Annotated in this window: 6 protein-coding genes; all 6 read right to left on the reverse strand. The window is 40.7% G+C overall.

Annotated features, from left to right (window positions below):
• Positions 1–854 precede the first annotated feature (854 nt).
• From V1467_RS15465 to V1467_RS15490, 6 genes are read right to left on the reverse strand one after another with little or no spacing between them, the layout of a single operon-like run.
• A complete protein-coding gene (locus V1467_RS15465; RefSeq protein ID WP_416305870.1) occupies positions 855–2,300 on the reverse strand; it encodes a hypothetical protein in 1,446 nt (481 codons plus the stop codon).
• Entirely contained in the window at positions 2,300–7,189 is a 4,890-nt protein-coding gene (locus V1467_RS15470) for an AAA domain-containing protein (RefSeq protein ID WP_416305871.1), read from the reverse strand. Before V1467_RS15470 ends, V1467_RS15465 begins: the two co-directional genes overlap by 1 nt.
• Before the next feature lie 20 nt (positions 7,190–7,209).
• A complete protein-coding gene (locus V1467_RS15475; RefSeq protein WP_416305872.1) occupies positions 7,210–8,154 on the reverse strand; it encodes a DUF6615 family protein in 945 nt (314 codons plus the stop codon).
• A gap of 11 nt (positions 8,155–8,165) precedes the next feature.
• On the reverse strand, positions 8,166–10,589 hold the full coding sequence (gene hsdR, locus V1467_RS15480; RefSeq protein WP_416305873.1) for an EcoAI/FtnUII family type I restriction enzme subunit R: 2,424 nt from the start codon (positions 10,587–10,589) through the stop codon (positions 8,166–8,168).
• Positions 10,589–11,737: a restriction endonuclease subunit S gene (locus V1467_RS15485; protein ID WP_416305874.1), complete on the reverse strand. Its 1,149-nt coding sequence runs from the start codon at positions 11,735–11,737 to the stop codon at positions 10,589–10,591. Before V1467_RS15485 ends, hsdR begins: the two co-directional genes overlap by 1 nt.
• Complete coding sequence (locus V1467_RS15490; RefSeq protein ID WP_416305875.1) at positions 11,730–13,202, reverse strand: N-6 DNA methylase; 1,473 nt, start codon at positions 13,200–13,202, stop codon at positions 11,730–11,732. The genes V1467_RS15485 and V1467_RS15490 overlap by 8 nt, the downstream gene beginning before the upstream one ends.
• Positions 13,203–13,244: the final 42 nt, after the last annotated feature.

Genomic DNA, 13,244 nt, shown 5'->3' on the forward strand with positions numbered 1-13,244 from the left:
GACCCTCAGTAAATTCGATGATCAAGCAGTCAATGAGATAGTTTTTCTCGCAAGAAATTCTATGAAAGTTATGCAGTTAAAGTTGATACTGCTTCTCGTATTTCGTTAGCGCCGATATTTCAACAAGCGCGATGCCTCTGTTTTCATCTAATAGAATGTCTTCAAATTGGTCGTCACTCATCTTCAGTCCCTGTTAAGCAAAAAGTGGAAAGCGAATTCGATTGAGTCATCTACATGTGAGGGATTTAGGTCGTATTCGTGGTGAGCGAACACTGCGCACGCATGTGTCCAAAATAGCTCTTTCTGTTCGAGCGCATACTCAAACCCTTCAGCGTTTCGAAGCCAATTGAGGGGAGTCCCCTGTTCGACGGCTAGTGCTTTAAAACTTTTCCGTAAGTAGTACAATGCCACCTCGTCACTCAACACGTTACCGTGGTGTTCAAAGTATCGTGAGCAATACAATCCGAATCGCAGGGTGGCAGTAATACACCCGAAACTTGCCAATCGCTGGGCAGCCGATTGTAGAATATTGATAGACGTTGCGTCGGTATCTACCTTGTATAACCACAAGGGCCAAAGCATATTCGGACAGCGACATCCAAATTGATCTACAACCCACTCAATATCTTTGACGGCGTCCAACGGTAACAGTGGTGACAAATCGAGATGCATGGCCGTTCCTAATGATTTATAACATGCACAAAATACTGTATACACAAACAGTAACGCCAATATTACTTGGGAGCTAAAACACAAGATTTGATGAAAAAATAGTCTTTCACAGAAAGGCGTGCTAGGCTTAGCATCGCCCTATTAAAAATTGCGTAACTATTTAATTTATATAAAAGTAATTGCTAGCCACCCAAAATTTTAAAAATCTTCGACTCTAGTACAGTATTGTCCCTCTCAACATCAAACTTCTCGAAATATTCATTGGAATGTGCTGGATTACCGAGAGCCTGCCTAAGTGCGTTTTCAACATTAGTAATGCGATCTTCCGCAGTTGTTACAAACCCTATTGGTAAAGTTAAGGGGTAATTGTTCTCTAAAATAAAATGGAAAGAACAAGCTACCAAAACACCGGGAATTAGGAGTATTTCAACCTGACTGTTTCCAATATGTTTATTCAAACCTTGAAAATCACATCTAAAAATTCCGTATCGTTCTTTAACTTTGAAAGAGTCGCTTTTGGAATTTACTTTGATGGTCATTACTGTTCGAAGAGGCCGCTTCCTCTCGTCCAGTCTCTGTTCCAAAGATTGCAAGAATGATTCAGCGTCAGGGCATCTACCCCAAACTTTATCTGAAGGCTCTATATTCCAAAGAATTCCTTTGCCGGGAACCTTTGCTTCATTACCGAACTTATAGTCCAGCAGTGAATGTATGAGTTCGCGATTGTGATCTAAATAGAAGTTGCCAACTAGCATTCTCGTTTCAAGTTCAAAGATACCTTTATTTGATTCAAAAGTCTTTAAAGCTGCACAAAAATCAAACCTATCTTTTCTAAAGAAATTAAGAATTATAGGGTCTCTCGTGAGCGATACATATTCGTCCAAAGCAACCCCAATATTTGTTTGCGCAATGCCGACGGACTCTGTTTGCTCACAGATTGCTGAATAAAGAGACTTATCTTCATCCCATTCTTCCATCCATTCATCTACATACCTTATCGATGGGGCACTTGCGGTTTCGTCAGTAACAACATATTGAATCCTAACAGGGACCAACCTGTCGTTTCGGTTGTAAACCTGATTGATTTTGTATAGTTCTATTGGATTTGAATAAGTATCTATCCCCTTCAGCTTTTCAACAAATGTATTGAATTGCTTGTCAAATGCAGATTTTGCCTTTTTGACTAAGTTATTCATCGCATTATTTGGAAGAGGAATTTCCATATTTGTTGGGGATATGCTCCCAGAAGAGCTTTCAGCAATCAGCTTAAATGTCAGAAGATCAAATGTAACACTATCAACTTTGTCTTCAACTTCGAAAAATCTTGGCTCGGCTCTACCTTTAACTTCTTCAAACCTGTCATAGGCATACGTAGTCAACTCAACTTGACCATCCACCCATTTAATAAGCCTTTCCTCTTGTAAACTGGCAAGAACAATCTGTGTTTCCTCCACAGTAAAGCCGAAATAGTTTGCCACTCTCTCCGGTGATATTCCTTTAAGTGCATAAAGAAGGCGGATAGTAAACTCTTTGACAACTGCTAATTTGCGCCTTTCACTAACTGCGTAATCAATAACAAATGAACGACAGGGTAGTGAGAATGTAGCCTCATTGATTATAAACTCCATTATTCAATGTCCTTCTTCAGTTTATTAGCACTAACCAACTGACAATCTTCACTACTTTCAATGTGCTTTAGAACTCTACCAAACGCGCTGCTGGAATTTCTGTTACTCCACATATGACTGGCACCAACGATAAACAGCCTTTCTTTTGCTCTAGATAGCGCGACATTTGCTCTATTTTCACTTGACAGAAACCCTTCAGAGAAATGTCTATTATTCCTCACTAGTGAAAGAATTATGATGTCATTCTCTTTACCCTGATAACTGTCAACCGTGTCAATTTTCAAAATCCGTTTTTCCAGTAATGACCTAGACCAAGAATAACTATTTATCTTTCGAATCATATGCTTTTGTTGCTCCGCATACATACATATGACCCCTATTGGAGCTTCGTCTTGTAACCCATCCATAAATCTTGACTCGATGTTGCTGCCATTAATCAGATTTTGTATCAAATCCACAATCACATTCGCTTCATAATCGTTGTAGGCACTGTGGATATTCGAACTAGAGTGAGTTGGTTTTTTCTCGAACGAGTCATCACCCGCAGAAGAGGTATCTAACCATGTTACCGCACTTGTAAAGTTTAACATTTCCAGATCAAGGTCTTGGCTCGCACCATCTTTCCCAGTCTCAAGTAGTCCCTCATAAAAACAGTTGGATACAAGTTCCCCAATAGGCTTAAACATTCGATATTGCGTCAGCAACGATTGACCTATTTGCTTTCCATAAGAAGAATGAAAACTCCTTTCAAAGTCACTTTGTTCCAATGCCTCTACTGATACATTGGGTAATTTTCTATGAGCGGCAAGCAGGTGCTCCTCTTCATAAGAAGGCGGTAGCTGCTTATGATCTCCAACTAACAATACTCTCTTTCCAATTTGCATAGCGATTGCCATCTCACTTGCAGTTGATCTAGCCGCCTCATCGATTATTACCCAATCATAAATGTTTTCACCAATCCCATAGTGGTTTCTGCCAATACCAACACAAGTACCACAAACCAATGTACGTGTTTTTGTTAGAAAGTTTTGGAAATGAGCGTTTCTCGATGACATTACTTCTAGCCATTCTTTCGATAATTCAACTATCTGTTGAAACCTATTGATAGAGTCTTCTGAAGAAACTTCATATAAATTTGATAGTTCTGTATAGAACCCTCTTCTCAGCTCGTTTGGAGGATTAGTAACAAACTTGTGAGGAGCAATTCCTTTTCTCTCCAACCATGCACTTAACTTGGCCCTTAGCCCCTGCTCATTCCTTTTCAGAACTTCAGCAGCCTCTGTATCGGATTTTTGAATGCCCTTTACAATCGAGGTGATTTTCACTCCAAAGCTTGACTCAAATTCTATTGCTAGATCGACAAACAGTTCGGGCAATGCTAACGGAGCAACAATATCTTTCAATCTCAGTTTAAACTCAGCCCTAAAAAGTTCTCTGTAATGGTCTTGCAACGCCATTTCATGAACATCCAACAATGGTGTCGATACGTTTGGCTCATCGCCCAGCCGTACAACCGTTACTTCATTGTTCTGTTCTGAAAATAGTTTCCTTACCTTTTCTGCTGCATTATTTACTGCCTCATGAGATTGACTAACCAAAAGAATCTTAGTAGCCCCTTTAGTTGCAGCAAAATGAATAAAAGAGCTAATAAATGAAGTTTTACCTGTTCCGGGAGGGCCTTGGAGCAAACTGACAGGTCCAAATTTAAATAACTTCTTAAATGCGCTTCTCTGTTGTGGATTTAATGAAAATTCTAGTTTTCCATCAGCAGTATAGACATTGTATAAATCTAGTTCATCATCAGTAGGTTCTTCACTTAAAACACGAGGAGTGATGATCTTGTTTATATCAAAGTAATCAACCAGTTTAGGGATTACTGCACGATCTTTAAGAATATTTTCAACAGCCTTTTGCCGCTTTGCTAATGATGCTGCGGCTAAACTACTCTCAAGTTTGAGTGTATCACCAATATCGAAGTTGACTCTTCTGATGTTCCCAATTCGTAAAGTATCTTTGCCAACTTCAAGTAGCCGACCAATAGGGATAATCTTCGAGCCAGTATCAAGTTTTACGTGAACCCGTTCCTGTGAAAGGTCAAAATCAACATTTTGGCTTCCCTTGATAAACCGAACTACTATTTCATTTTTATTCAGAATGACTGGAGAGCGGGCCACAGAAACTTTTGGCAGTATTTCATCCTCTGTCTCCACTAATGCCTGCCATATATCACGGCTACTAACATTTTGCAGAACACTTTTTAGCGATAATATCTTTCTTTTTACTCGAACTTCTGGGGAGCTTCTTTTTTGTTGAGAGTTTATTTCACTCAAGACTTTTTGAACTGGCTCTATCGCTAACAATTTATTGAGTAGCTCATCTGCAATCAGGGCAGGTCCATTGGTTAAAGTGATCCTACCTTCAAGCTCTGCGTCAGATCTTCTTTTTTGGCTAATGAACTTATGATGGGAAATTGACTCACGGGGATACATCTTTTTGATAACTTTGTTTTCGGGATCTATGTGTAGGTCAATTTGTTGCCGCACTCCGGAAATGAAAATTTTCAATACCGTATCATCGCCCTTAGCATCCGCCTTTACAGTAAGATAATACTTGTCATCATCAGCTTCAAAGACTGTAAAGTTGGGTAGATATCTAGTTGTTATGTTAAAATTTCTTGTCTGAGATACCGGCTTTGGCTCGACGATTTCATTGAAATCATCAATAAATCTAAAGATTTCTCCTTCTGAAATCTCGACAAGTCCCATTAAGTCAGCACAATAATTTTTTAGATGTAGTAGCGAAAATTTACTCGCCATTTCTTCGATCATTTTTACAACTGCAAATCTGTCTCTGGCCGCCAACGAAATGTTTTCAAAATTGGAAGGTAGATATTTAGTATTGTACGGCTGCCCAGACTGCCCAATGGTTTCATATTCAAACATGTCGATGAAGACAGGCTCATAGTCAGCTTCCGCCAAAACAATATTTTTGGGATGAATGTCACCGTGTATGAATTGAGAGCGATGTAAGGCAGTTAGAGCCTTTAGCAACGATAACGATTTTGCTATACCTGCTTCTTTGTCAGCTATTTTTGCAAGCCATTGTTCCCACGTAGGTCCGTCAACCCACTCATAAGTTACAAACAAGCTTTGCATGCTAGGGTTGTAGCCAAACTCTTTAATGTTTAACAGATACTGTAAAGAACTATTTTTTAACGAATTAATCCGTTCTAAAAATGTTGCCAGTTCCATATTCACGGTCTTGTCAGAGCTGAATTGACTAACACCGTGCCATAAACATATCCCGATTTTTTGGTCCTGTGAGAGCAATAGCGCCGATGTCGCTGACTTTTGCTTAATAGGGGTTGGCATGAACTCCATATAAACATTGGTGTCAGTAAAAAACTGCTCAAGTTCAGAAGCGTTTACGCTCTTTTTTCCAACCTTATCCAAAAGCCTATTTAGCTCATCTAGAGCCACAGACATGTTTGCAAAGCGATTTCCGGCTTCAAGATCTAGACAACAGTCTAACCAAGGGTCCAGCAATCCGTTATGAAAGGTTTTATCTGGAACAACCCAGCCATAGGTTCCATCATCTAACTTCTTAGGCCAATGTCCATATATCACATAGTGCGCTACAGCGCCCGCCAAATATACGTCTCTGGTAAAAGGCGTACCATCTTTATCTTCATATAGGTCTTCTGGTATTTCGACTCGTCCAGATTTAAGTATGTCCCTAACTGTTCTGACCGATTGATTATCCGGATTTGGATAAGAAGCCGTTAGGAAGTTTGAAAATGTGACTTTACTGGGAAGTGATAACCAAACACTATGTTTTCCGATATCTCTGTGAGCTACATCAATTTCATGAAGCCTAGCTAGATGACTTGCCAAGACTTTAACAATGCCAATACGACCTTCATCTGTTAACTTACTGCCTTGTCTAGCCATGAAGTCGTCGAGTCTTAGCCTATTACCCGGCCACTTATACAACTCGACGAAATCGGTACTAATGTCCTCTCTAGACGGGATATAATTTAGCTCAAGATGAATCTCCACCAAGCTTTCATCTTGATTGTCAATAAAACCAAGTACGCTTGATTCTCGGTAACCTATGAGTACTTTTTCTTCAGCAGTTTGAGCTTTTTCAGCAATTGCGGGGGCCCCAAAATCCCACTTCCGCATCAGCATTCTATAATTATTATCATCTACCCGTTGGCCTAGAAATTCCGCATAAATTCTGTCTTGATGGGTAAATAACGCTTTGCCTGATTGTGCAAAATTATTAACGCTGTATGTTTTAGGTTTGAAGTCTACGCTATTATTTGCAAAAAATGCTTTCCAAACTTTGTAGTTTTTATTTGGTTTATCTGACTCCTTCCTAATTGCAAACCTCCCAAAAGTTTTTGGGTAATATTTACTGTACTTCTTAGTGAAAATATTTATAAATTCGTCAGTTGAAAAAACAAAATCCCTCTCGTCATCAGGTAAACTGCTGATATCAGCAGTTCCACACATAACAACACAGTGGTCAACAAAAGGACTAAATACTTTCCCGTTGAGTTTCTTTTCTATCTTCGTATTTAATATTTGAGCAGCTCTTCTAACCTGCTTTAATGGGTGCTTTCTTGTTTCCTGACGATTTCCCCAGTCCAATACCCACTGATTATTTTGTGAATAAATCTTTCCTGACCACCGCTTCAACTCTACGACTATGATTCGATCATGAGTTAGTACAATTAAGTCGGTCTCAAACGTTCCTTCCTGACGGTCAAACATTTCCAGCGATGAAAATCCGTACCACTCATTCGGCAATGCTTTTTCTATTTGGTTTAAAGCACTCTTTTCCGATTCATGTAATCCATCAGGACTTAAGTGAAATATGTTCATGCATAAAATCCCTTTTACTGTCATTCATCAAAAAATATCGTTATCGCTTTTAAATTCAGCTTCTCTGCATCAACCAACTCCTCTTCTCCCCTCAATATGTGTTGAATGTGTTCTGGTATCCCAGAAACAACAGGTGGTATCAAAGAGTTAACTCTTGCTATCGGATCAACAATGTCACTGGGGATATTCGAATCTGAGTCGGTTTTAAAGAGAAAATCTATTGTTTCCTGTTTTTTCAGTAAGCGTTGCGAGTCAGTATCGATTGACATGTCATAACTCACACTATCGTCTCTTTCTCTTTGCTTTTCTGGAGGCCGCTCGTTGCCCATCACAACATTCCAGTATTGTCGCACACGTTCTGGAAGTGAAAGACTGTTGTCCATTTTGCATGTTATGGCACAGTGCATAGGTAACATGTATGACTTGAGGTCATCTAAAGATTTTCGATTGTCCGCTCTGAAAGCTCTGACCTTGGCTGCATCAATCAGAGTGCATCCGTAATAATCATAAGCTGAGTAATTACAGTGACATGTCCATAGGTCGTCTTTCTCGATATTTTCAAAATAGTTGTATAGACAGTACAACGGGAGGGCATTACTTTTTTTCGCTTCTTCAATTAAGACGTCAGACTGATAGCGACCATCCTTTTTTTTGTAATGCAACTCGTGGTAAACCAGATCGTTCGGATTCAGCACTTTCGCCTGAACACGTATAGAAAAGCACTGATCACGCTCCTTAGATAAGAAAACCCATTCCCAATCAGCACCATTTAGCCCTTCTTCATGCTTCTTAAATTCCTTGGTCGTCAAATATTTACTGGGAATATCATGTAGAGGGATAATCACTCTTTCTTTGGTGATAGCTTCCTCACTTGGAGTTAAACCATAAAATTTTTGTCGCTTTATAGTTTTCCATACCTCTGCACTAATTGCACTCAGTACCTCTTTTACCGGATTGTAACTCATAATCCTTGTCTCTAATTATTCTTGTATAGGTATCCTTGAAAACCGATAAAGGTTTCTCTGATGGCTGCTGGTGAACCAAACAAATCAACAGCATCGCCAATGGTGTTGTATTTTAGTTCTATCAAGCTACGCATCTTGCTGGGCGATAGTTCCGTAACACCATCTTCAATATATTTTTCTAAAATAAAGTCGATAAACTGCTGTTGATTATCATCATTGTAAGCAGCTTCGATATAAGGGTGTGCGGCGCTTACTCTCTGATGTCTTGAGATAGCTTCGCTGGCATAGGCAACATAGCGTAACACGTCGTAGACATCACTATTTTTGGCATCGATTAGCTCTTTCATGCCTTCGAGCTTTTCTTCGTCATATCCTGCTTCAGTCAGGCTAAGCAAAAGCTTTTCACGTGTAGTGGGGTTACTCCAGATCTCACGTAGCTGATCTTCATTTTCAAAGAATCTAGGTAAATCTGAAAACAGACGTTCGACAAACTCTTTCGCTGTGATTGGTTTATCCCCGAACCAGTACATTACTGAGGAGATATGTTTAATCTGCCTAGTTCTCCCGTCACTTAAACGTACTTCAATCTTCTCCACAGTCTTCTTCTCACTCTCAATGCGAGGAGTTTCCTCAAGAGATTGAATAAACTGTTTAACGTTATTTCGAAGAGACTTGGGTGGCTGAGGTCCTTTGCAATCACCAATATTTTCAATTGGTTCACCGTCCCACTCAGGGTCAGCAAAATTGTGGTGTGCTTTTACGAAATCATAAATAGTGAAGTAGTCCTTGCCTTCATACATACGCGTACCGCGACCAACAATCTGCTTGAATTCGATCATGTTGGTACACGGGCGCATCAAAACGATGTTGCGAACATTTCGGGCATCGACACCGGTCGATAGTTTTCGGGAAGTGGTTAATATGGTCGGAATTGTTTTTTCGTTATCAGCAAACGTCTTCAGATCGTTTTCACCTGCCGCACCGTCGTTAGCGGTAACTCGTACACAGTAGCTGTTATTGGTGATCCAGCCTTTCTTCTTAGCATATTGATTAATGTAATCACGTACCAGCCCAGCATGCTCCTGCGTAGCACAGAACACGATGGTCTTCTCATTTGGCCTAAACAAGTCCATCCAATAATGAACACGATTTTCCTCGCGCTTGGGTATAGTGATAATCCTATTAAAGTCAGCCTCTTTGTAAACTTTGCCGGGTTCAGGATCACCATGTACCACCACGCCATCACCGGGCGTATAGACATACTCATCCATCGTGCCAACGATGGAGTAAACTTTAAATGGAGTCAGGAATCCATCGTTAATGCCTTCTTTGAGCGTATAGCTATATACCGGCTCACCGAAATATTTGTAGGTATCAACGTTATCTTTTCGTTTTGGCGTAGCCGTTAAACCAAGCTGAACCGCTGGGGAGAAGTATTTCAGGATCTCTCGCCAGTTACTCTCATCTTTAGCACCACCACGATGGCATTCATCAATAATAATAAAATCAAAAAAATTGGCCGGATACTCACCAAAGTATGGTGTGCTGTTCCCTTCGTCATCCTTTGGACCACTCATAAACGTCTGGAAGATGGTGAAGAATACGCTGGCATTTTTGGGGACTGAACCTTTCTTGCGGATCTCACTCGGTTCAATGCGCACGATGGCATCTTCACCAAATGGGCCGAAGTCATTGAATGCTTGGTTAGCCAAAATATTGCGGTCTGCTAAAAACAGGATTCGAGGTCTACGCTTGGCCGCATCTGGATTCTTTTGCGCAGTTAAGCTCCAGCGGCTCTGGAACAACTTCCAAGACAACTGAAAGGCGATACAGGTCTTGCCCGTTCCTGTCGCTAATGTCAGAAGTACCTTAGATTCACCGGCAGCTATTGCATCAAGTGCTTTGTTAATCGCATTTTCTTGATAATAGCGAGGTTGCCAATCGCCCTTGGTCTCAAAGGGAATTTCAGCAAATCGCTCGCGCCAGACCTTTTTGAAATCAGGTGTACCAACTGGCTCGTTATCAAAAATCAATGCCCAGATTTCTTCTGGCGACAAATAGCGGTCAACCAGAGTTTCATCACCAGTTAGCATATCGATTTGATAGATCTCATGCCCGTTAGTCGCGTAGGCAAACCGGCATTGTAATCGTTCAGCATAATCCTTTGCCTGACGAACGCCTTCGGTATAGCTCAACCCTTCTTTTTTGGCTTCAACTACCGCTACTTTCTGGCCTTTGTAAATAAGTACATAGTCGGCGATTAAGCGTTGGCTGCGTTTGCCACCGACCAAGATGCGGCCCTTAGTTATTTCAAATTCCCGGCGAATCCGGCTATCGCTATCTTTCCCCCAACCATCATGTTCTAGGCGTGGGTCGATATGGTCTGAGCGGGTTTCCGCTTCATTACGATTTGCTTTCTTCTTCGGGATATACATCAGGCAGCAGCTCCTTTGCTTTTCGTTAATTCACCATTCAAAGCACTTTGTAATATCGAAGCCTTAAGCTCTTCAAGCTTTTGTAGTTTTCTATAGTAAATTTTTTGAAGTTCTTTTTGGTGTTCTAGTAACATATCAATTTTTGCAACTATCTCCTGCTGACTTTCGCGAGAGCTAGGGAGACTTACTACCACATCTCTAATTTCCTTAAGATGAAGATTAGGAACTCCTATGCCCTTCAATCTTTTATCGAACTGCTTTTTTGCTAGAGGAGAATTAACAAAATGCAACAAATATCTCGGTTCTATCATTTCAGAGGGTCTAAGCAAGGCCAAGCTTACGTAAATATCAAACACGACTTCTCTATCCACAATAGCGGCCACCCCCGTAGTGCCATTCTTTGCTAAAAGAATATCATTTAACTTAGGAGATAGACGCTTTTGCATTTTGATATGTTGCGTTTCATCTAGATACCTAACATTTTCCCAATCAATCTCCCCTGTCGTAACATTTTTAGATGAAAGGAATATATATCCCTCATCAAAATACTTGGGAGTTTGATGGGTTCCGTCTGTTATGGTTCCTACACAAACCTCACTCATCTTAAGGTGAAGCCAAGAACTATCTATCTTTGAAAATACTTCTACCACATAGCAATCAAAAAGCTCTTTGGCATTTCGTAGGTTCTGTTCTGCTGTTTCGCAAGCTTTCTCTATAGCAGAGAATGCTTGGTCGAGCCGAGCGACAATCTGCTTTTGTTCTTCTATCTCAGGAATCTCAACTTCAATGTTGTATACGTTGTTTCGGTTGATGCCCGGCTTCACGCCTGTTGCTAACGAAGGCAGATTCAGCTTTTTCAATAGCCAAAAAATAAATTTCAAGTCATAGAGTGAATCATCAAAAGTAACGAAATAAGTTACATCTAAAGGCCAGAATTTTTCTTCAGTTAAAATAATTTCCCCAGCAGACCCTTTGCGACCAACGATTATTGTCTGTTTGTCACAATAATATTCATTAGTTCTGCACTTAACACCATTGGCCCCATAAGCTGGATAATTTCCGTTGTCTACTCTCAAGCTTTTGTCTAGAGGCTTGCCATATTCAAGTGTTAGAATGTCTCCAATTTTTTTTCTTTTCCATTTAGACATCAAACAACCCCTGTATATTTTGAAGAACTAGTTCACTCTCCTTATCAAGCGAAATAATTTCATCAATTATCTCAGAAGGTTTTCTTAAATCAGTCTTATCTTCCTGATTCGGGTTTTTAACTGACAAGCTCCAAGAGATCTCATCTAGTTGCGAAATTGGTACTGACCAAGATTTTGGAGAGTCAGCAAAGTTTTTTTGCATTTCGACAAACTCTTTCAAATCGTTGTCATTCAGCGGATTGGTCTTACCCAAACTGCGACCCGGATCGAGCTGGTAAAACCATGTACTTTGGGTTGGCTCACCTTTGGTAAAAAACAACACCACTGTTTTTACACCAGCCCCTAAGAATGTTTTGGCTGGGCAATCCAAAACTGTATGCAGGTTACAGCTTTCTAACAGCTCTTTCCGCAGGGCAATTGCTGCATTGTCGGTGTTCGATAAAAAAGTGTTTTTGATAACAACAGCGGCACGGCCACCGGGCTTAAGCGATTTGATAAAATGCTGCAAAAACAAAAACGCTGTTTCACCCGTTTTGATCGGGAAGTTTTGCTGAACCTCCTTCCGCTCTTTGCCACCAAAAGGTGGGTTAGCCAATATGATATCGTGCTGGTTGTTAGGGGTAATATCTTGAAGCCTTTCAGCTAGTGTATTGGTATGCACCACATTGGGCGCTTCTATGCCGTGCAGAATCATATTCATGATTGCAATAACATAGGCCAACGACTTCTTCTCTTTAGCGTAGAAGGTGCGCTCTTGCAGAATTTTCAACTCATCGGTTTTAAGCTTTTTCTTCTCAGCTCCACCTTGGCGCAGGTAATCGTAGGCCTCACACAAGAAGCCTGCTGAGCCTGCGGCACCGTCATAAATGGTTTCACCAATTTGCGGCTGGATCACGTCAATCATGGCTCGGATTAGTGGTCGAGGAGTGTAGTACTCGCCACCATTGCGGCCAGCATTCCCCATATTTTTGATTTTTACTTCGTATAAGTGAGACAGCTCGTGCTTTTCTTCTTGAGAGCGAAAACGCAGTTCATCCACTTTTTCCAGTGCGTCACGCAGTGAATAACCACTTTGGATTTTGTTCTTTATCTCACCAAATATCTCACCGATCTTGTATTCGATGGTGTTTGGATTATCAGCCCGTTGCTTGAATGATTTCAGGTAGGGGAAAAGCTCTTGATCAACGTAATCAATCAAGTCGTCACCTGTCAGAGCGTTATCATGATCAAACTCACCAGTAGCCGTTTTAGGCGCGGCCCAACTGCTCCAGCGGTGCTCTTCATCGATGATGTACTTGTATTCTTCATCCATCAACTCAGCTTCTTGTGATTTGGCAAACTCCAAATCATCAAGATACTTCAGGAACAGCATCCATGAAGTCTGTTCGGTGTAATCCAGCTCGCTGGAACACCCAGCATCTTTGTGCAGAATGTCATCTATATTTTTAAAGGTTTGTTCAAACATTACTTCTTAGTCCTTGAACAGGCCTATGCCAATACATATTGC

The organism is Neptunicella plasticusilytica (assembly GCF_047922965.1).
Lineage (GTDB): Bacteria > Pseudomonadota > Gammaproteobacteria > Enterobacterales > Alteromonadaceae > Neptunicella > Neptunicella plasticusilytica.